Raw genomic sequence first — 19853 nt, forward strand, 5'->3', positions numbered from 1 at the left:
AATAATGAGTGGTTTTTTCATAACAGCAACTGATACTGAAGTTGGAAAAACAGTAGTTGCAGGTGCTATAGCAGGTGTATTTAGAGAATTAGGATATAACGTAGGGGTGTATAAACCGTTGCAAAGTGGGCATGTTGCATCAAACCCTGAGGGAGATGCGGCAAGGTTAAAAGCATTATCAGGTGTACCGACACCAGAAAATGAAATTTGCCCTTATTCTATTGAAGAACCACTTGCTCCGAGACTTGCCATGAAAAGAGCTGGAAGAGTAGTAAAGTTAAAAGAAATTACTGATTACTATAATGAACTATTAAAAGAGTTTAATAGCTTATTTGTAGAAGGAGCAGGTGGGCTTGCTGTCCCATATACAGAAGATGCTTTAGTAATTGATTTTGCAAAAGAATTACAGTTGCCTCTTATTGTAGTAGCTCGTCCTACATTAGGAACAGTAAATCATACAGTGTTAACGATTGCTTACGCAAAGGCGCATGGTTTAACCGTAGCGGGTGTCATTTTATCAGGTTGCAAAGAATGTGAAATGGAAAGAGTGCAAGAAAATAAAGAGATGATTGAAGAGCTGAGCGGGGTACCAGTTTTAGGATTATTGCCATTCTTTGCAGGTGAGTTTACGAAAGAAGAAGTATTAGAATCTGCAAAAGAACATATTATGATTTCAAAATTAGAGGAGTTTATCCAAAATGAATCAAACGTGGCGGGCGCACCTTCAATCTAAATTACAACAATTACATGAGCAAGGGCAGTATCGTGATTTGCATGTAACAGAGAAGGCAGAAGAGACTTGGCTTATTCGAGATAAAAAAAGGATGTTAAATTTAGCGTCAAATAATTATTTAGGGTTAGCTGGAGATGAAAGGTTAAAAGAAGCTGCTATTGCCTGTACAAAAAGATATGGAACTGGAGCGACTGCCTCTCGTCTCGTTGTAGGAAATCATCCATTATATGAAGAGGTTGAGAGAAGCATATGTGACTGGAAAGGTACTGAAAGAGCTTTAATTGTAAATAGTGGGTATACGGCAAATATAGGTGCCATATCTTCTTTAGCCTCTCGGCACGATATTGTTTTTAGTGATAAGTTAAATCACGCAAGTATTGTTGATGGAATCATATTAAGCGGGGCAGAGCATAAAAGGTATCGTCATAATGATTTGGATCATTTAGAGAAGTTGTTGAAAATGGCTTCGCCTGAAAAAAGGAAATTAATCGTAACAGATACCGTTTTTAGTATGGATGGTGATACTGCGTATTTGAGAGATTTAGTACAGCTGAAAGAGAAATACGGGGCAATCATTATAGTTGATGAAGCACATGCGAGTGGAATATATGGAATCGGCGGAGCTGGGTTATCTCATATAGAAAAAAATCTTGCTCAAAAAATTGATATACATATGGGGACGTTTAGCAAGGCTTTAGGGTGTTATGGTGCGTATTTGACAGGTGATGAAATTTATATAGAGTATTTACAAAATATGATGAGAAGCTTTATTTTTACTACAGCTTTACCACCAAGTACGTTAGGAGCGGTGCAAAAAGCAATTGAAATTGTAAAAGAAGATAACGAAAGAAGAGAGAACCTTATAGCAAACGGAGAATACTTCAGAACTAAATTAAGGGATGCTGGTTTTGATATTGGGAATAGTTCAACTCATATTGTACCGATTGTAGTCGGTTCAAATGAACATGCTTTACGGTTTAGTAAAAGGTTGCAAGAGGCAGGGATTGCGGCTATTGCAATTCGTCCGCCAACTGTGCCGGTTCATAGTTCTCGAATTCGCTTTGCAGTTACATCGCAACATACAATAGCTGATTTTAAATGGGCTATTGACCGAATTATCCACATTGCGAAAGAAGAGGAGCTTTTCGTATGAATGAGCTAAAGATTATTTTTATCCCCGGATGGGGAATGGAAGAGAATATTTGGGATTTAGTACTTCCGTATTTTAAAGGATATTCTGTTCAATGCATAGATTGGCGTAATGTGAAAGAACGAAGTGAATTTGCGGAACGAATTATAGATGTAGCGCATAATGACAACGTAATATTGGTTGGATGGTCACTAGGAGCGTTAGCAGCAGTTGAAGCTTATAAAAAGATTCAGGCAAAAGGCATCGTATTAATTGGTGGTACTGCTAAATTTACAAATACGAGCGATTACAGTAACGGATGGAATGCTTTGCATGTAGAACGGCTGAAAAGGAATTTGGCGAGAAGGAAAGAAGATACGCTCAAGCGGTTTTATGAAAATATGTTTACGAAAGATGAGCTAAAAGAGAATAAAAACTTTGAAGACATTGTAGACCGTTTTAAAGGTGATTCTATTCAGTCTTTACAACTAGGTTTGGATTATTTAATAGAAACAGATATGAGAGAAGAACTAAAAGAAATTAAAGTACCTATACTACTTATTCACGGAGAACAGGATGTAATATGCCCATTGTCTGCGGCACGTAGTATGACGGAAAATAGCAGCAGCGAGCTGAAAGTAGTAAGTGAAGCAGGGCATGCATTATGTGTGACGAATTTTGAATATTGCGCAAATGAGATAATTCAATTTGTAGAGGGGATACGACATGATCAACAAAACGTTACTACAAAAACGGTTTAATGGGGCAGCCGTATCTTACGATCGATATGCAAATGTACAAAAAAAGATGGCACATTCATTACTTTCAATCTTAAAGGAACGATATAGTGAAACGGCATCAATACGTATTTTAGAACTGGGATGCGGGACGGGGTATGTAACAGAGCAATTATCAAAGTTATTTCCGAAAGCACATATTACAGCAGTTGATTTTGCTGAAAGTATGATTGCGATTGCGCAAACTAGACAAAATGTAAAAAATGTAACGTTTCACTGTGAAGATATTGAGCGATTACGATTAGAAGAATCATATGATGTCATTATTTCAAATGCTACATTTCAATGGTTAAATAATTTACAACAAGTGTTAAGAAATTTATTTCAACATTTGTCTATAGATGGGATATTACTCTTTTCAACGTTTGGACATGAAACGTTTCAAGAATTGCATGCTTCGTTCCAACGTGCGAAAGAAGAAAGAAATATAAAAAATGAAACATCGATTGGTCAACGTTTTTATTCAAAAGATCAGTTGCTTCATATATGTAAGATAGAAACAGGGGATGTGCATGTTTCTGAAACATGTTACATAGAGAGTTTTACAGAAGTTAAGGAGTTTCTGCATTCTATTCGAAAAGTAGGAGCAACTAATAGCAATGAAGGATCATATTGTCAAAGTCCCTCACTCTTTCGTGCGATGCTACGCATATACGAAAGAGACTTCACGGGAAATGAAGGGATAATGGCAACGTATCATGCTTTATTTATACATATAACAAAAGAGGGGAAGAGATGAAATGAAACAAGTACAAACAAAAAGGGATTGGAAAAAACTTGCATACGACGTAGTGGAAGAGAAGATGATCACGAAAGAAGATGCAATAGCGATATTAGAAGCTGATGATACCGAAGTTTTAGAAATTATGAATGCGGCTTACATTATTCGCCATCATCACTTTGGTAAGAAAGTAAAATTGAATATGATTATTAATACGAAATCTGGATTATGTCCTGAAGATTGTGGATATTGCTCACAGTCTATTATTTCAGAAGCACCGATTGATAAATATGCATGGTTAACGCAGGAGAAGATTGTAGAAGGGGCACATGAAGCAATACGCCGTAAAGCAGGTACATATTGTATTGTAGCGTCTGGTCGTCGTCCGACGGATAAAGAGGTAAATCACGTAATTGGAGCAGTTAAGGAAATTCGTGAAACGACAGACTTGAAGATTTGTTGTTGTTTAGGTTTCTTAAATGAAGATCAAGCAGGACGTTTAGCGGAAGCAGGCGTGCATCGTTATAACCACAACTTAAATACACATGCAAATAATTACGATAGTATTTGTTCAACTCATACGTATGATGATCGTGTTGATACAGTTCAAAAAGCAAAACAAGCGGGCATTTCCCCATGCTCGGGAGCGATTTTTGGCATGGGAGAAACAATTGAAGAGCGTGCTGAAATTGCATTTGAATTACAACGTATAGATGCAGATTCTATCCCTTGTAATTTCCTTGTTGCTGTAAAGGGGACACCTCTTGAAGGACAAAAAGAGTTAACTCCAGTAGAATGTTTAAAAGTACTGGCAATGATGCGTTTTGTAAACCCAGCAAAAGAAATTCGTATTTCAGGAGGACGTGAAATCAATTTACGTTCTGTACAGCCAATCGGTTTATTTGCAGCAAATTCTATTTTTGTCGGGGACTACTTAACGACAGCTGGACAAGAGCCGACTGCGGACTGGGGTATGATTGCAGATTTAGGATTTGAGATTGAAGAATGTGCATTATAAGATAGATGAAAAAGCAAACTTGTAAAAGGGTTTGCTTTTTTTGTAAATAAAATGTAATAAATAGTTGTGAACGCTTGATATTATTGGTTTTTAAGCGAAAAAAAGAATTTTTGTGGACGAATTTTCCAAGCCCTAGTTGTACATAGTAAATATGTAATTTATATTGGGTTGGAGGATTTTACATGTACAAATACATATTAGCGATTATGACTTGTTTAATTTTAATAAAAGCAATAAGTTCTGATCCAGTTAAGGCTGCTGAAAATCCTGAACAAAAAGAAATGCAACAAAGAATCGAACAACACTTTCGAACGAAAGCTGAACATTTTGGATTGAAAACGGAAGGAAAAGATTTAAAGGAAGTTAGAAAAGAAATTACTATTATAGAAGAAGCGAAAAAAAGAGAGAATGTATGGAGAACGGCACAAGCTCTTCATATAAAAACAGAAGGAAAAACGATGAATGAATTAATAAAAGATGTACAAAAAAAGGTGAAAAAATAAAAAGAGGCCGCAGCCTCTTTTTTTATGCCCATTGTTTTGATAAGTGAGCCATTTCAATTGCAGCAACAGCTGATTCATATCCTTTATTACCAGCTTTCGTACCTGCGCGTTCAATCGCTTGTTCAATTGTTTCTGTCGTTAATACGCCGAAAATAACTGGGATGTCCATTTGTAGTGATAAAGACGCAACACCTTTTGCTACTTCATTACAAACGTAATCGTAGTGAGTTGTAGCACCTCGGATTACAGTACCTAATGTAATAACAGCATCATACTTTCCGCTACTAGCCATCTTTTTAGCGATTAAAGGAATTTCAAATGCACCAGGAACCCAAGCAACATCAATATCATTTTCTTCTACACCGTGACGCTTTAATCCGTCTAAAGCGCCGCCAAGTAACTTACTTGTAATAAATTCGTTAAAACGTCCAACAACAACTCCAACTTTTAATCCTGTACCAACTAAATGACCTTCGAATACCATAATAAATCTCTCCTTTAATTATAAGTTTAGTAAGTGTCCTAATTTGTTTACTTTCGTTTGTAAATACGATTTATTCTCTTCTTTTGCTGGCATTTGCAACGGTACACGCTCGACTACTTCTAAATCGTAACCTTGTAAGCCAGCAATTTTTCTTGGGTTATTCGTTAATAATCGTAAACTCTGTAAACCTAAATCTTTTAATATTTGAGCACCGATACCGTAATCACGAAGATCAGCAGGGAAGCCGAGTTTTTCATTTGCTTCTACAGTATCGAATCCTTCTTCTTGTAATTTATAAGCACGAAGCTTATTAAGAAGCCCAATGCCTCTTCCTTCTTGCCTCATATAAAGAAGAACACCTTTTCCTTCACGCTCAATTTGAGCAAGTGCTGCATGGAGTTGTGGTCCGCAATCGCAGCGATGTGAACCGAATACATCTCCTGTTAAGCATTCAGAATGAACACGTACAAGTACCGGTTCACCTGTTGAAATATCACCTTTTACAAGTGCGATATGTTCTTTCGTATCTAATGAGTTAGAATAGCCAATTGCGTGGAAAGTACCGAAATCTGTAGGTAATGTAATTTCCACTTCTCTCGTCACAAGTGTTTCATGATGGCGGCGGTAAGCAATTAAATCTTCTATTGTAATCATTTTTATATCAAATTGTTTTGCGCATTCTATTAAATCAGGTACACGTGCCATCGTGCCGTCCTCATTTATAATCTCGCAAATAACTCCAGCTGGTTCGGCACCGCATAGCTTTGCTAAATCAACAGCAGCTTCTGTATGACCTGCACGACGCAGGACACCGCCTTCTTTCGCAATTAATGGAAAGATATGTCCAGGTCGATTGAAATCAGCACCTTTTGATGCGGGGTTTAACAATTCTTGTATCGTAGTTGCACGTTCGTGAGCGCTAATCCCTGTTGTTGTAGAGACATGGTCAATGCTCACTGTAAACGCAGTATGATGTGAATCTGTATTATGAGATACCATTGGTTCTAATTGTAGACGTTCTGCGTATCCTTCCGTAATCGGTACACAAACGAGACCACGGCCATGTGTAATCATAAAATTTATTGTTTCTGGTGTAATGTACTCTGCTAAAGCAATAAAATCGCCTTCATTTTCTCGGTTTTCATCATCACATACGATAACGACTTTACCTTTTTTTAAATCTTCTAGAGCTTCTTCAATACGATGAAACATTGTGATTCCCCCTTATAGAAATCCGTTTTCTTGTAAAAAGCTTTCGGTCATTGAACCTACTCGTTTTGTAGGTTTAGTAATAAAGCGTTCAATATATTTACCAATCATGTCACACTCAATGTTTACGATATCTCCGGCATTTTTTGCTCCAATGACAGATTCGCTTACTGTGTGCGGGATGAGTGAAATCGTTATGGAAGATTCGTCTATATCAAATATCGTTAAACTCGTTCCATCAACAGCAATGGACCCTTTCTGCAAACAATAGCGCAGTAGTTCATCAGAAATTGCTATTTTGTAATAGACGGCATTGTAATGTTGTTTTTTATTTAAAATCGTTCCGATTCCATCAATATGTCCTGAAACGAAATGTCCACCGAATCGTCCGTTTGCAGCCATTGCGCGCTCTAAATTTACTTTAGAGTGCGGTTTAAGCATGCGAAGTGATGTCGACTGCATCGTTTCAGGCATTGCATCAACTGTAAATGAAGTAGTTGTAAAGCTTGTTACAGTTAAGCAAATACCGTTAACCGCGATACTATCACCTAAGTGAACATCTGATAAAATTTTTTTTGCATGAATTGTTAATTTCATCGCTTCTCCGCTTTGTTGCATGTTTGCTATCGTTCCTAATTCTTCTACAATTCCTGTAAACATTTCGTCACCTCGTTTCGGGCATTCGCAACGATTTTTATATCATCACCAATTTGTTTCATCTCTTGAATTTTCAAGGAAAGCGCATTTTGTAATTTTGAAAAACCATTTCCTCCAAATAAAGTAGGAGCATCTTTCCCACCAATTAATTTCGGACTTATATAGGTTACAATTTCATTAAAATTGTTTGTTTTTAAGAAACTTGCATGAATCGATTGGCCACCTTCAACGAATAGAGAAAGAATTTGTTTCTCTCCAAGAAAGGAAAGAAGGTCCTCGATTTCTATATGTTTCGTTTCCATTTGGAATATAGCTATATTTTTAGATTCATAAGAAGATATCTTCTCTTCCTTTACATCCTTACCGACAATAATCCATGTCGGTGCTAAACCATCTGTTATAACATGAGAAGATGGTGGCGTTCGTAAATGGGTATCTAAAACAACGCGAATAGGATGTTTCCCACCATTTGGAATTCTTGTTGTTAAATGAGGATTATCAGCTATAACTGTATTCACTCCAACAAGAATTGCATCATGTGTATGGCGATATTGGTGAACATCAGCACGTGCTTCTTCACCTGTAATCCACTTACTTTCACCAGTTACAGTTGCTGTTTTTCCATCTAAGCTCATCGCTGTTTTGATTGTTACAAAAGGGCGCTTCGTTTTCATGTAGTGAAAAAAGTAGCGATTTAATAAAACTGCTTCTGCTTCAAGAACACCGGTCGTTACTTCAATTCTAGCTTCCTCTAATCTTCTTTTTCCGTTACCAGAAACGAGCGGATTACAATCGAGAGTAGCAATTACAACACGCTTAACTCCTTTTTCGATGAGCAATTCACAACAAGGTGGTGTTTTTCCAAAGTGACTACACGGTTCCAGTGTTACATAAACGGTAGCGTCTTTGGCGTTCTGACCAGCCATTTGAAGGGCATGAACTTCTGCGTGTTCTTCACCAGCTCGTAAATGAGCCCCCATACCAACGATGTTTCCATCTTTTACAACAACAGCACCAACCATAGGATTTGGACTTGTTTGTCCTGATGTCCCTTCTGCTAACTGCAGGGCAATCCTCATATATTCTTGATCTGTCATTTTCTTCACCTCTCCTAAAAAAATCAAAAAACCCCAAGGATTTAATATCCTTGGGGTTTGGGAGACGTGATTTCTAGAAATATAGTTTGAATACGAAAGCATAGGAAAGAAACCTAACGATAATTGATATTTCTGCATAAGGAAAAAACCTAGCAAAATATCGAATTTTTAAACGCTAGTTGTCTCTTTTTATTTCAGTATAAAAAATAAGTATAGAAAATTAAACATATATAAAGAATCAAAATGAATCTTTAAAAATATGCATACTGAAATAAAAGTGTATTCACTATATAAAAAACTAGAAACATATCCTTCTCCCATCCAGACTATACTGTCGGCCCTAGAGTTTCACTAGATCCACCGTTTTCGAGTTGAAAACGGGTCACGGACTTAGAAGTTTTCACTTCATCACCGCCGGTTGGGAATTTCACCCGACCCCGAAGGATGCTGTTTGCTCAAATTATAGCACAAAAAAAATAAAAGGCTAGTAAAAAATATTCGAATGTGAAGAATTGTGTGAAAATATATGCAGGCTGGAATGGAAATAAAAGTATTAGAAATGTTGTAAGGAGAAGGGATATAACGGAGTTGCTAAAAAGAAAAAACATGCACAAAAAAATGTGCATGTCACATGTAAAATTATTCTGCCTCTGGTGCTCTAACAACAGACTCGAATTTACCTTTATGCGAAGCGTCGCAATAAGGCATATTTTTTGATAAACCACAACGGCATAAAGAAAATGCCGGTTTTGCTGGGAATACATTTCCTTGTGAGTCGACTAATTCCACGTCCCCTGTAACGCGAAAAGAGCCATTATCATTTACTTTAATTTGTACTTTTGCCAACGTTATCCCTCCTTCCCAAACGCTTAATTTCATCATATAATCAAGGGAAGTGCTTGACAATATAAAAAGAGCACTTTGTTTGAGAAAGAAGAGAGTGTTATAATAGTTTTCATAACTGACTAGAGTAAGGTGACGAGAGATGGATAAACAATTACATACATTACGAAACATTGCAAATGAGCGCACGTGGGCATCATTTTTGAATGATAATCATCCATATAGTTTGTTACATTGGTCCATTGCAGGTGTAGGGCAAGAGGCAAAGGATGTTTGGTTACTTCAAGATGAAGTAACATTTCAAACGACAGAATTCCCAACGTTAGATGATGCAATGCAATGGATTTCTGAAAATATGGAACAAGTTACAGACGTTTTAGCGCAATAAAAAACAGGCTTATGCAAGCCTGTTTTTTGTTTCTTTCACATATGTGTTTAAAAATTGATCGACGGCTGCTTCGTACTCTTCTTTATTTTCGTTATAAGAGCAAGCGTGTGCACCGTGTTCTGCAATATAAAGCTGCTTATTATTTTCTTTCGCTTCATATAACGCTTTTGTCATATCAGCTAAAATATAGTCGTCATCTTTACTATGAATAAAGAGAACGGGATTGTTAATGTTTTTTATACAGTCGATTGGTGAAACTTCACGAATTGTATAACCGTCACGAACTTTCAAAAATGCGTTTGCTAAAGGTAATAAAGGCCATTTTGGTAAATGGAATTCAACCTTTAAACGGTGCTGTAATTGTCCTTGAAAATCAGAGAAAGGACAATCTGCAATATAGAAATCAGCACCATCTTCTACAAGTCCTGCGTATTGAAGAAGTGTTGCAGCTCCCATAGATTCACCATGAATACCAAGTGTAATATTGGTGCCAAAACGGTTTTTTAGCCAGTCAACTACGGATTTTAAATCATGTTTTTCATAGTATCCATAGCTTGTTGTTTTTCCGCCAGTTTTACCATGACGACGATGATCGTAAATGAGGACGTTATATCCCCTTTTTAAGAATAAGTTTGCATATTTTACAGAGTTTATTTTATTTACAGTTACACCGTGGCAAAAAACCATAAACTTATTGGTGGAATGACCGGCAGGAATGTAATATCCGTGAAGGTCGTATCCGAATTGTGAAGGGATATGAATTTCTTCTTTATGAAGAGCATAAAAATCCTCTATACGAAAATGTTTTTTCGTTTCTCTTTCGAGTACTTCTTCCTCTGTTTTTTTCTTTAAGTACATCACTTTATTTGTAAAGAAAATCCCAAGGGCAGTTATTGCACCTAGTATAGTAAACAATGCTGCAAAAAAACGTTTCATACTTTACCTCATCCTCCAAATACCGTTACATGTGATACACTTATATTGTATCACAATGATATAAAGGGGGAGAAATAGGAAATGCTGCATATACAAAAAATTACGCCAGCGATGAAAGAAACAATCCGAATGTTCATGTGTGAGAACTGGGGAAGTCCATTGATGGTTTCACGTGGTAAGGGACATCAGTTAGAAGAGTTGCCAGGATTTGTTGCGCTCTCAGATGACAGAATAATCGGAATTATAACGTATGAAGTGACCGGAAATATATGCGAAATTGTATCGCTAGATAGCTTTGAAGAAAGAAAAGGAATAGGGACGAAACTTGTGGATTGTGTATTACAAGTTGCAGAAGAAGAACGGTGCAGACAGGTTTGGCTTATTACAACAAATGATAATATGAATGCGTTACGATTTTACCAAAAACGTAATTTTGTAATGACTAATTTATATGTGAATGCGGTAGAGGAGGCACGAAAAATAAAGAAAGAAATTCCACGTATGGGATATGATAATATCCCAATTTTACATGAAATTCAGTTGGAGTATCGTTTAGTGAAATGATGTAACAATTTTCAGAAATATGAGTTATTAATCTTGACGGATAGTGTAATTTAGGTTACCGTAAAATTGTAATCTATTACCATATTAAGGGGTGACGATGTGGCAACTATACGTGATGTTGCAAAATTGGCAGGTGTTTCAGTCGCAACCGTTTCACGAGTTATTAATGAAAAAGGATACGTTCATGAGGACACAGTAAAACAAGTAAAGGAAGCAATTGAAGAATTACGTTATAGGCCAAACAGTGCAGCGAAGCCACTATTTAAAGAGAGTTCAACGATAATTGCATTACTTGTAGATAATTTATGTAACCAATCAAACATCACTTTGCTACATTGTATTGAGGAAATAGCATATAAAGAAGGCTATCAAATCATTATTTGTAATATAGAGAATAAAGATAGATACATACATATGCTGAAGCAAAATAACATTGCAGGTGTTATTTTGACGAGAGCAGTTTTTAAAAGTGTAGGAGAAATTCCATTTCCGTTTGTTGTGATCGATGAGCAACAATCACATGGAAATTATTATGAAAGTGGACAGAGAGCTGTTTCTTTATTAAAAGAGAAAGGGTGTCACTTTCTTGCATATTTCGGTGAGGGAGAAGAAAGTGAAGAAATGGAAGATCATATAGCAGGGTTTTTAGACGCTGTTTGGGATGAAGGAATCTCTTATCGAGAAGAATGTGTACAAGGGTATACAAATAAACAATTTATTACATTATTGCAAAACAATCCGTATATAGATGGAATTGTAGCCTCAAGTGATCAGATTGCTATTGAGTTAATTCGGTCAGCGAGATTTCTAAATATACATATACCAGATAAATTAAAAATTGTTGGACCGAATGGGAGTATAGAGTGTGAATGGATAGGTTCATCACTACCGACAATTGAAAGCTATGTCAAAGATAACGGAAAAGTAGCTTTTCAACAATTAAAAGGAAAAATAAAAAAGTAAAAGGTGCGTTTTATACGCACCTTTTTATAATGTAATTGCGGCAATAAAGCCAAATATAAGTAACGGTATATTGTAATGTAGAAAAGTGGGTACACATGTATCCCATATATGATGGTGCTGACCATCAGCATTTAAACCGGATGTTGGTCCAAGGGTACTATCCGATGCTGGAGATCCTGCGTCACCTAGTGCTCCGGCTGTACCGATAATTGCAATTGTGGCCATTGGACTAAATCCAAGCTGAATGCAAAGAGGTACAAAAATGGTTGTTAAGATAGGGATGGTTGAAAAGGATGAACCAATTCCCATCGTAACGAGAAGTCCAATAACGAGCATAAGAAATGCAGCGAGTGGTTTGTTATTTCCGATTATATGTGCACTCGTTTGCACTAGAGATTCAACATGTCCTGTTTTTCGAAGAACAGCGCCGAATCCAGCGGCAGCAATCATAACAAAGCCAATAAAGGACATCATACGCATTCCGCTTGTTAATATCGCATCTGCTTCTTTAAGTGGTAGACTGCCACTAACTGATAAGACGATAATACCTGCTAAAGCACCGAAAATCATTGATTCTGTTGTTAATTGAACAGTTAATGTAGCAATGATAGATAATAACCCGAAAGTAATGCTACGTTTTGTATAGGGAACGATTTCATTTTCGGTAGTATGAATTTGTTCTGTTTCATACGTACGAGGTTTTCGGTACGTAATGAATACCGCTACACATAATCCAATAATCATACCGATTGCTGGAATAGTCATTGCTTTTGGAATAAGTGTGACATCAAATGTAAGGCCGCTTTGCGCAGCGTTGGTTTGCAATACGTCATGATAAATTTTTCCGAACCCTGCAGGGATCCACATATAAGGAGTAATCAATCCAAATGTAATAATACATGTGACAAGTCTGCGATCCACTCTCAGCTCATTTAATACTTTTAAAAGTGCTGGAATTAAGATGGGGATGAAAGCAATGTGAACAGGAATCACATTTTGTGAGAAACAAGCCATCGTTAAAATAATGAATAAAATAAGTATTTTAGAATAAACTTGTTTTTTCGTGTCTTGTTCATTGCCAATCCATTTTAATGCAGTTTGAATCATAGCATCTGGAAGTCCTGTTTTGGAAAGGGAAATAGCGAAACCACCAAGCATTGCATAACTTAAAGCGATTGGAGCACTGTTTCCAAGACCAGTTGTAAAAGTATTAATCGTTTCTGAAATACCGAGTCCGCCGATAAGTCCGCCTGTTAAAGCTCCAACAATGATGGCGACAATGACCTGGACACGTAACAAACTAAGCAATAGCATAATTGCTACTGCGACGAGTACAGCGTTCATAATAAATGTAATCTCCCTAAATTTTTATTCTGTTAAGACAAGTAAATATGAAACATTTTGCTATGTTTATACATACTTGCGACATATTATTATAAAATGTTTTCTATGAAATGTAAAAGAGCCTTTTGTTACTAATGCTGAAAAGCTAGCTCTTGTTTAATTGATTGTAAAGAATTAGCGAATAATTCTGGTTCTTCTAAATCAGGAGAATGTGCTGAATTTGGGAACCAAATCATCTTTTTTATAGGCGCTTCAATAATATCGCAATATTCCTGAACGAGTGCATAAGGAGTTTGATAATCATAGCGACCAGAACAAAAATAAACTGGAATAGATAAACTTGAGATAGAAGAAAAGAAATCGATTGTCAGCATTTCTTCCCATAAAATGCCAGATTTTAAATTTCCTGCGAGAAACTTGAACCAATCTAATAGCGTATATTCGGGAGAAAAGAAACCTTTTCGTATGAAAGAAAAGGAAGATCCGTTTTGGATTGCGCCTCCAAATGTGCCAAGCCACTTTCTTTGAATAATGAGACGTCTCGTATCTAAAAATGGTGGTTTGCCTAATTTTAAAAGGGAAGCTAATGCTTTTTTATGATCATGTTTTTTTGCAGAATGAATTAAATGTTGATATAGCAATTCTTCATTTTGTTTCATATGTACAATTTGCCCAATACCGATGTAAGCCTCGATGTACTTTGGATATTGATGTGCTATGTTAAGCCCAATAATACTTCCCCAAGAATGACCAGCGAGAAATAGTTTTTGTTTGTTGAACTTTTTAAGTACATATTGAATCACTTCTTTTGCATCGGAAACGAATTGTTCGATTGTGAAATTTGCTCCGAAATCTTTCATTGAAAAGGATTTACCAGCCCCGCGCTGATCCCAATTAATAACAATAAATTGCTTCTCTAATTCTTTTTGAAAATGGCGAATAAATCCGATTTGTGCCATCCCAGGTCCGCCGTGATAGCATAATAAAATAGGTTGCTCTACGTTTTGTCCACGCATAAGGAGAGTTTGTTTTCGATTATTAATCATAACGCTTTCTATCGTAGCGATACTATTAGGAATGAGTTGTTTGTTTTCGTTATAGAACTGAGGGGTGTAGCTACGAAAAAGCATATTGAAAACCTCCTTTTGTGAAATCGTATGAATCGCACAGGCTATTCATTTTGCATATACTGTTAGAAAATCATTGTAACATACCATACTAGTGTCATTTCAACACGGGAGGAGGGAAATTGTGACGATTGGAGAAATTATAGATGGTTTAAATAGACGTGAATCCATCGCTATTATAGCAAAACGTCTTGAAATAAGCCCGTATACATTATCGAAGAAATTAAGATTGATTGGATACGAATATGATGGAGAGCAGAAGAAACGTATTTTTGTAGGAGATGGAGAAGAACCACGTCACTTACAACTCCAAGAAGCGACCGCCCTTCAATATGAGAAAACAGATTATCAATTATTAATTTATGAGCAATTACAAAGCATTTATGAGTTATTAAGAAAAAGAGAAGAAGTAATTGCACCAATTGTGAGTAAAAGTACAGAGAAAAAGAGACGAACCTTTTCTATTAATACAGAAATATTAGCAAGATTGGACCTTATATCAGAATCGAAAGGAATTCAAAAATCTAAACTTGTAGAAGAGGCGTTGCAACAATTTTTACAGCAATATGAAGTTGACAAAACATCACATTTTGATAACTAAAGAAAAGGATACTATGTTCATTAGAAGAACGAGTATCCTTTTTATGATGTATATTACGTATAAAATAGAGGATCAGTACAAATCCATTATACGTGAAAAATGAAATTTATTATTAGAGAAACACTTAATTTACTTTTTGAATTCTTCCATCAATAACTGGCTGAATTGGTTCTTTTAATTGTTTTACGTAATTGACTAACGCTTCAAAGTCGTTTGGCCCAGTTTCTGCATTTTTACCATTTTTAAATGATACGAATCCATCACCGCCAGAAGCTAAGAAGGCATTTGCAACTACGCTATACGTTGTAGATGGAGATAATTCTTCTCCGTTTGTTAAACGTATATTTGTAACTTTTTCACCGTTTGGTTTATTTGCATCCCACGTATATTGAATACCTGAAATTTGAAGCATTCTTGTTGTTCCTTTTTGCCATTGCTGATTTAAAATATCGCGAACGTCTTGACCTGTTAAATCTACTTTAATCAATTGATTTCCAAAAGGTTGAATGCCATATAACTCACCCCACGTAATATCACCAGCATCTAAGTCATTACGAATGCCACCAGGATTCATGAGGGAGATTTGAGTTTGCATCGTTTGACGCTGAGCATCGGCAACTAAATTTCCAAGAGTGGACTCACCAGCATCATTTTGTTTACGGTCGATAGGTGCTGTAGATTTTCCGACCACTTCATTTACAAGTGGTGCGATTTTTTCTTTATATTGATCTAGTTTTTTCTTTACTTGTTTATCAGGTTCTACACCTTCATGATACGTTGTAATAACTTCAGCTTTTTTCTTTACAATATCCTTTGTTTTACGATCAATTGTTACATCGACGTCTGAGAAAGCCATTCCGTATGAATTTGCTTGGACAATTAGTTTATTGTTTACTGTACCATTTACATACGTATGACTATGTCCACCGAAAATAACATCAACTTCTGGGTCTGTTTCATTTGCAATTCGAGTAAGATCGCCATTTGTTACCCCAGACTCATCGGTTGTTCCACCGACATGAGCAAGAACGACGATAGATTTAACGCCGAGGCGTTTTAATTGTTGTGTTGATTTATTAATTGCTTCTACTTCATCAGTAATTTGTACATTGTTAAGCATCGTAGGCATAACGACATTTGGTGTATCAGTTGTAACAACCCCAATGAATCCTACAGGAACACCATCTACCATTTTTACAGTAAATGGTGGTAAAAATAAGCGGCCAGTTGATTTGTTATAGAAATTAGCAGCTACATAGGGGAAGTTAGCCCCTTTGAAATTTCCTGTTTTTTCATGATATCCACCGTAAATGAGGCGTTTCATTTCATCAATGCCTTCATCAAATTCATGGTTCCCGATTGTACCGACATCAAATTTTAAGTCATTTAAAAATTCAATCGTCGGTTCATCTTGTAATAATGCTGAAACTGGTGGACTAGCTCCGACGATATCACCAGCATGTACGAGAAGTGTATTAGGGTTTTGTTTTTTATGCTCTTTTAAATAAGTAGCTAAGTAATCAGCGCCACCAGCTTCTTTATTATTGATTTTTTTAACAGTATCTAGTTGTCCATGGAGATCATTAATACCAAGCATTTGTACGTCTATGTAGCGGTTTTGTTCAGCTGGATTCTGAGATGGGGGAGCGGCAAATACGCTTGAAAAAGTAATGGTGCTTAAAACAGCAACGGCAGGAATAATTTTTTTCCACATAATATAATTCTCCTTTTTTATAATCTGACATCATACGACATAATTTTAATAGATTCATAGGATTATAGCTACATAAAAATTTAGTCTTTTCGAAAAATTAACATATTTACAAAAAGTGAATAATAGAGTAAAGACCCTTTTTTATTGTCGATTTCATTGTGTATCTACTATAATGGAGAAAAAAGTAAAAGGTGAGTAGCATGAAGAAAAAGAAACAAAGACAAATGCAAAGACAATCACAAGTGAATCAACCAAAGAAAGAAACACTTACATTAGGCGATCAATTAAATGATTCACTCATGCAACAATTAAAGAGTAAGAAGAAAGAGTTGCAAGTGAGGGAAGAGGAAAAAGAGGCAGCTGAACTGGAAAGAAAGCGCCAAGAACAAAAAGAACGTGAAAAGAATAAATCATTTGAAGAACTGCTAAGTGAAAGTAACCTTACTTGGAAAGACTTTAAATAATAAAAAAATGATCAGTGAAATACCACTGATCATTTTTTGACGAGCTTGTAAGAAAAGGGGAGTTAGAATGAGAAAAATTGTCGTTGTTCCACATGAAAACCATTGGAGTGAAAAATTTCAAATGGAGGCTAAAAGATTAAAATCAGCGATGCCAGAAACGGTAAAAATTTATCATATTGGAAGTACGTCAGTTCCCGGACTGGCAGCTAAACCTATTATTGATATGATCATGGAAGTAGAAAATATCGAAAGAGTAGATGGGTGGAATGAACGATTTATAGAGCTTGGTTACATCGTAAAAGGGGAAAATGGTATTTCAAGACGCCGATATTTTATTCATGGAACTGAAGAAAAACGCTCGTATCATTTACACGTGTTTGAAAAAGGAAATCCAGAGATAGTAAGGCATTTAGCATTTCGTGATTATATGATGGCTCATTGTGAAGAAGCAGAGGCATATGCAACCTTAAAGAAAGAATTAGCCGAAAAGTATACATATGATGGCGCGTTATATACGGAAGGAAAAAATGAGTTTGTGCGCAATGTGGATGAGAAAGCGAAAGAATGGAGAAAAAATAACGTGAATGAATGAGTTCACGCTATTTTTTAGCTATATAAAAGTGTTATGTAAACTGTACGTATGTTTTGACTTTTGGGATGAATCTTGTTGAAATAAAATTGTGGCTTATAAAAAATGTAACAATGAAAGGGAGACGACTGTGCATATTCCAACAACTACACTTCATAATGGCGTGAAAATGCCGATGATTGGTCTAGGCGTATATAAAGCGAAAGAAGGAGACGAAGTAAAGCAAGCAGTAAAAACAGCGTTAGAAGTTGGATACCGTTCGATTGATACAGCAACTGTATATGAAAATGAAAGCGGTGTCGGAGAGGCGATACGTGAATCAGGAATTCCAAGAGAAGATATATTTATTACAACAAAAGTATGGAATGACGATCAAGGATATGAGGAGACACTCGAGGCGTTTGAAAAGAGTTTGAAAAAATTACAAATGGACTATGTAGATTTATATTTAATACATTGGCCGGTAAGAGGGAAGTATGTTGATACGTACCGAGCTTTAGAGAAATTGTATGAAGAAGGTAAAGTGCGTGCGATTGGTGTTTCTAATTTTCATAAACATCATTTAGAACTATTATTACCAAATTGCAAAGTGAAGCCGATGGTAAACCAAGTGGAACTTCATCCGATGTTGACGCAATTTGAGTTGCGAAATTATTGTCAAGATGAGCAAATTCAAATGGAAGCATGGAGTCCGTTAATGAGGGGCGGAGAAGTATTCCAGCATCCAATCATTCAGGCTATTGCTAACAAATATGAAAAAACACCTGCACAAGTTATATTAAGGTGGGATATTCAAAGCGGGATTGTTACAATTCCTAAATCTGTTACACCATCTCGTATTAAAGAAAACTTTACTATTTCTGATTTTGCACTAACTGAAGAAGAGATACGTCAAATTAACACGTTGAATCGTGATTTACATGTAGGAACGAATCCTGATAAATATGATACGTTATAAAAAAGACTGTCTCCTAATACTGGAGACAGTCTTCTGTTTTATCGGTAATTCGATATTTTTAACGATGCAAAGCATATGTGTCATATTTAACAATCTTTTGAAGTTGTATATATTCTTCTTTCGTTAAAGGTAACTGTTGACTAGCTTGTATATTTTCCTGTAATTGTTGAAGAGAGCTTGCACCAGGTATAACAGCTGCAACAGTCTTATTATGTAAGCAATATTGAATAGCTGTTCCTGTTAAAGAGCGTTCTCCAATCATTTCTTTTACACTTGCTAGAGTTGCATGTAATTCATCGTAAGAATAAGAGAGATAATCCTTTTCCTTTACTCTTTCTATCTTTCTTGCATTATTGTCAGTTAAAATTCCTTTTGCAAGTGGCCCGCGGGCAATGACGCTAATTTGGTGTTCATTTAGAAGGGGGAACCATTCTTCTGGACGACGATTTAAAAGGTTATATTCCATTAGTACACTAACGATGTTTGAGCGTTTTGCATATTCACGAACGACATTTGGGCGTATAGAAGAAATACCGTAATGGCGAATAATACCTTCCTTTTTCAATTCTTCAAAAGCTTCAATTGTTTCATCTATTGGATCTTCAATTGTTCCGCCATGAAGTTGGTAAAGGTCAATATAATCAGTTTGAAGTCTACGTAAACTTTCCTTTACTTCAGTCTTTATGTAAGCTTTAGAAGGATCCCAAGACCAGCCATTTTTTTCTTCTGTCCAACGATTTCCAACCTTCGTTGTAAGTACAATTTGGTCTCTTCTTCCCTTCAAGGCTTTTCCAACAAATTCTTCATTTAATCCGTAATCATATAAATCTGCTGTATCAAAAAAATTAATTCCTAAATCGATCGCTTCATCGATAATATGCATAGCTTCTGTTTCAGATGTACCGAGAGACATACAGCCAAGGCCCATTTCTGTAACAAACAAATCTGAGTTTCCTAATTGACGTTTTTTCATAGGTCAACCTCCTTACCTTTATTGTACGAGAGGGAAAAGAG

Annotated in this window: 23 protein-coding genes and 1 riboswitch; of the genes, 13 read left to right on the forward strand and 10 right to left on the reverse strand. The window is 36.1% G+C overall.

The window, feature by feature from the left end; translation table 11 throughout:
• The first annotated feature begins 4 nt into the window (after window positions 1-4).
• The 6 genes from bioD to MR107_RS17900 all read left to right on the forward strand — a co-directional run bounded on the left by bioD (window position 5) and on the right by MR107_RS17900 (window position 4901).
• Window positions 5-733, forward strand: a complete 729-nt coding sequence (gene bioD / locus MR107_RS17875) for a dethiobiotin synthase (RefSeq protein WP_000012470.1) — start codon at window positions 5-7, stop codon at window positions 731-733.
• On the forward strand, window positions 699-1886 hold the full coding sequence (gene bioF, locus MR107_RS17880; RefSeq protein WP_071741164.1) for an 8-amino-7-oxononanoate synthase: 1188 nt from the start codon (window positions 699-701) through the stop codon (window positions 1884-1886). Before bioD ends, bioF begins: the two co-directional genes overlap by 35 nt.
• The gene (locus MR107_RS17885; RefSeq protein ID WP_001004172.1) at window positions 1883-2623 is read left to right on the forward strand and encodes an alpha/beta fold hydrolase; all 741 of its coding nucleotides are present in this window, start codon (window positions 1883-1885) and stop codon (window positions 2621-2623) included. Before bioF ends, MR107_RS17885 begins: the two co-directional genes overlap by 4 nt.
• Window positions 2589-3398 carry a malonyl-ACP O-methyltransferase BioC gene (gene bioC, locus MR107_RS17890; RefSeq protein ID WP_000608911.1) on the forward strand — a complete coding sequence of 270 codons (810 nt, stop codon included), beginning with the start codon at window positions 2589-2591 and terminating at the stop codon, window positions 3396-3398. Before MR107_RS17885 ends, bioC begins: the two co-directional genes overlap by 35 nt.
• 1 nt (window position 3399) lies before the next feature.
• Complete coding sequence (gene bioB / locus MR107_RS17895) at window positions 3400-4398, forward strand: biotin synthase (protein WP_071741166.1); 999 nt, start codon at window positions 3400-3402, stop codon at window positions 4396-4398.
• Window positions 4399-4580: 182 nt separating this feature from the next.
• Window positions 4581-4901, forward strand: a complete 321-nt coding sequence (locus tag MR107_RS17900) for a hypothetical protein (protein ID WP_000280032.1) — start codon at window positions 4581-4583, stop codon at window positions 4899-4901.
• Window positions 4902-4923: 22 nt separating this feature from the next.
• On the opposite strand, the gene ribH is transcribed toward MR107_RS17900, so the two are convergent.
• From ribH to MR107_RS17925, 5 genes are all read right to left on the reverse strand, one after another.
• Window positions 4924-5385, reverse strand: a complete 462-nt coding sequence (gene ribH / locus MR107_RS17905; RefSeq protein WP_000230895.1) for a 6,7-dimethyl-8-ribityllumazine synthase — start codon at window positions 5383-5385, stop codon at window positions 4924-4926.
• Between the two features lie 18 nt (window positions 5386-5403).
• Window positions 5404-6597, reverse strand: a complete 1194-nt coding sequence (gene ribBA / locus MR107_RS17910; RefSeq protein ID WP_000468976.1) for a bifunctional 3,4-dihydroxy-2-butanone 4-phosphate synthase/GTP cyclohydrolase II — start codon at window positions 6595-6597, stop codon at window positions 5404-5406.
• Between the two features lie 12 nt (window positions 6598-6609).
• Window positions 6610-7254, reverse strand: a complete 645-nt coding sequence (ribE, locus tag MR107_RS17915) for a riboflavin synthase subunit alpha (RefSeq protein ID WP_000493908.1) — start codon at window positions 7252-7254, stop codon at window positions 6610-6612.
• Window positions 7236-8348 (reverse strand): bifunctional diaminohydroxyphosphoribosylaminopyrimidine deaminase/5-amino-6-(5-phosphoribosylamino)uracil reductase RibD, encoded by a 1113-nt coding sequence (ribD, locus tag MR107_RS17920; protein ID WP_000131986.1) that lies wholly within the window; start codon window positions 8346-8348, stop codon window positions 7236-7238. The genes ribE and ribD overlap by 19 nt, the downstream gene beginning before the upstream one ends.
• A gap of 305 nt (window positions 8349-8653) precedes the next feature.
• Window positions 8654-8797: riboswitch (FMN riboswitch) on the reverse strand.
• Between the two features lie 190 nt (window positions 8798-8987).
• Window positions 8988-9194 carry a CDGSH iron-sulfur domain-containing protein gene (locus MR107_RS17925; RefSeq protein WP_001151582.1) on the reverse strand — a complete coding sequence of 69 codons (207 nt, stop codon included), beginning with the start codon at window positions 9192-9194 and terminating at the stop codon, window positions 8988-8990.
• A 139-nt stretch (window positions 9195-9333) separates the two neighbouring features.
• On the opposite strand from MR107_RS17925, the gene MR107_RS17930 reads away from it, so the two are divergent.
• Complete coding sequence (locus MR107_RS17930; protein ID WP_000360793.1) at window positions 9334-9579, forward strand: DUF2552 family protein; 246 nt, start codon at window positions 9334-9336, stop codon at window positions 9577-9579.
• 9 nt (window positions 9580-9588) lie between these two features.
• On the opposite strand, the gene MR107_RS17935 is transcribed toward MR107_RS17930, so the two are convergent.
• Window positions 9589-10515, reverse strand: coding sequence for an alpha/beta hydrolase (locus MR107_RS17935; RefSeq protein WP_071741167.1), 927 nt, complete (start codon window positions 10513-10515; stop codon window positions 9589-9591).
• A gap of 81 nt (window positions 10516-10596) precedes the next feature.
• Between MR107_RS17935 and MR107_RS17940 the strand changes: the two genes are divergently transcribed.
• Both MR107_RS17940 and MR107_RS17945 read left to right on the forward strand, forming a co-directional pair.
• Window positions 10597-11079 (forward strand): GNAT family N-acetyltransferase, encoded by a 483-nt coding sequence (locus MR107_RS17940; protein ID WP_242292575.1) that lies wholly within the window; start codon window positions 10597-10599, stop codon window positions 11077-11079.
• 99 nt (window positions 11080-11178) lie between these two features.
• Window positions 11179-12042 (forward strand): LacI family DNA-binding transcriptional regulator, encoded by an 864-nt coding sequence (locus MR107_RS17945; protein WP_000201363.1) that lies wholly within the window; start codon window positions 11179-11181, stop codon window positions 12040-12042.
• A 24-nt stretch (window positions 12043-12066) separates the two neighbouring features.
• Here the strand turns inward: MR107_RS17945 and MR107_RS17950 are convergent, their stop codons facing one another.
• Together MR107_RS17950 and MR107_RS17955 are read right to left on the reverse strand one after the other, a co-directional pair.
• The gene (locus tag MR107_RS17950; protein WP_000994817.1) at window positions 12067-13386 is read right to left on the reverse strand and encodes a Na+/H+ antiporter family protein; all 1320 of its coding nucleotides are present in this window, start codon (window positions 13384-13386) and stop codon (window positions 12067-12069) included.
• A 131-nt stretch (window positions 13387-13517) separates the two neighbouring features.
• Window positions 13518-14516 (reverse strand): alpha/beta fold hydrolase, encoded by a 999-nt coding sequence (locus MR107_RS17955; protein ID WP_242292576.1) that lies wholly within the window; start codon window positions 14514-14516, stop codon window positions 13518-13520.
• 121 nt (window positions 14517-14637) lie between these two features.
• Between MR107_RS17955 and MR107_RS17960 the strand changes: the two genes are divergently transcribed.
• Window positions 14638-15114, forward strand: a complete 477-nt coding sequence (locus tag MR107_RS17960; RefSeq protein WP_000151931.1) for a ribbon-helix-helix domain-containing protein — start codon at window positions 14638-14640, stop codon at window positions 15112-15114.
• A 124-nt stretch (window positions 15115-15238) separates the two neighbouring features.
• Here MR107_RS17960 and MR107_RS17965 read toward each other — a convergent pair whose 3' ends face one another.
• Complete coding sequence (locus MR107_RS17965) at window positions 15239-16828, reverse strand: bifunctional metallophosphatase/5'-nucleotidase (protein WP_071741168.1); 1590 nt, start codon at window positions 16826-16828, stop codon at window positions 15239-15241.
• Window positions 16829-17028: 200 nt separating this feature from the next.
• Between MR107_RS17965 and MR107_RS17970 the strand changes: the two genes are divergently transcribed.
• From MR107_RS17970 to MR107_RS17980, 3 genes are all read left to right on the forward strand, one after another.
• Window positions 17029-17292: a YqkE family protein gene (locus tag MR107_RS17970; RefSeq protein WP_000727561.1), complete on the forward strand. Its 264-nt coding sequence runs from the start codon at window positions 17029-17031 to the stop codon at window positions 17290-17292.
• 67 nt (window positions 17293-17359) lie between these two features.
• Window positions 17360-17884, forward strand: coding sequence for a GrpB family protein (locus MR107_RS17975; protein WP_001227190.1), 525 nt, complete (start codon window positions 17360-17362; stop codon window positions 17882-17884).
• A 127-nt stretch (window positions 17885-18011) separates the two neighbouring features.
• Window positions 18012-18839, forward strand: coding sequence for an aldo/keto reductase (locus tag MR107_RS17980; protein WP_000547993.1), 828 nt, complete (start codon window positions 18012-18014; stop codon window positions 18837-18839).
• Between the two features lie 58 nt (window positions 18840-18897).
• Here MR107_RS17980 and MR107_RS17985 read toward each other — a convergent pair whose 3' ends face one another.
• Window positions 18898-19812, reverse strand: a complete 915-nt coding sequence (locus tag MR107_RS17985) for an aldo/keto reductase (protein ID WP_071741169.1) — start codon at window positions 19810-19812, stop codon at window positions 18898-18900.
• Window positions 19813-19853 lie beyond the last annotated feature (41 nt).

It is taken from the genome of Bacillus cereus group sp. BfR-BA-01441 (genome assembly GCF_022663075.1).
Taxonomy (GTDB): Bacteria; Bacillota; Bacilli; order Bacillales; family Bacillaceae_G; genus Bacillus_A; species Bacillus_A cereus.

Bases quoted from the DNA above. Each gene is read 5' to 3' on its own strand.
- bioD (WP_000012470.1), top strand. From the start codon at position 5: ATGAGTGGTTTTTTCATAACAGCAACTGATACTGAAGTTGGAAAAACA.
- bioF (WP_071741164.1), top strand. From the start codon at position 699: ATGAATCAAACGTGGCGGGCGCACCTTCAATCTAAATTACAACAATTA.
- MR107_RS17885 (WP_001004172.1), top strand. From the start codon at position 1,883: ATGAATGAGCTAAAGATTATTTTTATCCCCGGATGGGGAATGGAAGAG.
- bioC (WP_000608911.1), top strand. From the start codon at position 2,589: ATGATCAACAAAACGTTACTACAAAAACGGTTTAATGGGGCAGCCGTA.
- bioB (WP_071741166.1), top strand. From the start codon at position 3,400: ATGAAACAAGTACAAACAAAAAGGGATTGGAAAAAACTTGCATACGAC.
- MR107_RS17900 (WP_000280032.1), top strand. From the start codon at position 4,581: ATGTACAAATACATATTAGCGATTATGACTTGTTTAATTTTAATAAAA.
- ribH (WP_000230895.1), bottom strand. From the start codon at position 5,385: ATGGTATTCGAAGGTCATTTAGTTGGTACAGGATTAAAAGTTGGAGTT.
- ribBA (WP_000468976.1), bottom strand. From the start codon at position 6,597: ATGTTTCATCGTATTGAAGAAGCTCTAGAAGATTTAAAAAAAGGTAAA.
- ribE (WP_000493908.1), bottom strand. From the start codon at position 7,254: ATGTTTACAGGAATTGTAGAAGAATTAGGAACGATAGCAAACATGCAA.
- ribD (WP_000131986.1), bottom strand. From the start codon at position 8,348: ATGACAGATCAAGAATATATGAGGATTGCCCTGCAGTTAGCAGAAGGG.
- MR107_RS17930 (WP_000360793.1), top strand. From the start codon at position 9,334: ATGGATAAACAATTACATACATTACGAAACATTGCAAATGAGCGCACG.
- MR107_RS17935 (WP_071741167.1), bottom strand. From the start codon at position 10,515: ATGAAACGTTTTTTTGCAGCATTGTTTACTATACTAGGTGCAATAACT.
- MR107_RS17940 (WP_242292575.1), top strand. From the start codon at position 10,597: ATGCTGCATATACAAAAAATTACGCCAGCGATGAAAGAAACAATCCGA.
- MR107_RS17950 (WP_000994817.1), bottom strand. From the start codon at position 13,386: ATGAACGCTGTACTCGTCGCAGTAGCAATTATGCTATTGCTTAGTTTG.
- MR107_RS17955 (WP_242292576.1), bottom strand. From the start codon at position 14,516: ATGCTTTTTCGTAGCTACACCCCTCAGTTCTATAACGAAAACAAACAA.
- MR107_RS17965 (WP_071741168.1), bottom strand. From the start codon at position 16,828: ATGTGGAAAAAAATTATTCCTGCCGTTGCTGTTTTAAGCACCATTACT.
- MR107_RS17970 (WP_000727561.1), top strand. From the start codon at position 17,029: ATGAAGAAAAAGAAACAAAGACAAATGCAAAGACAATCACAAGTGAAT.
- MR107_RS17975 (WP_001227190.1), top strand. From the start codon at position 17,360: ATGAGAAAAATTGTCGTTGTTCCACATGAAAACCATTGGAGTGAAAAA.
- MR107_RS17985 (WP_071741169.1), bottom strand. From the start codon at position 19,812: ATGAAAAAACGTCAATTAGGAAACTCAGATTTGTTTGTTACAGAAATG.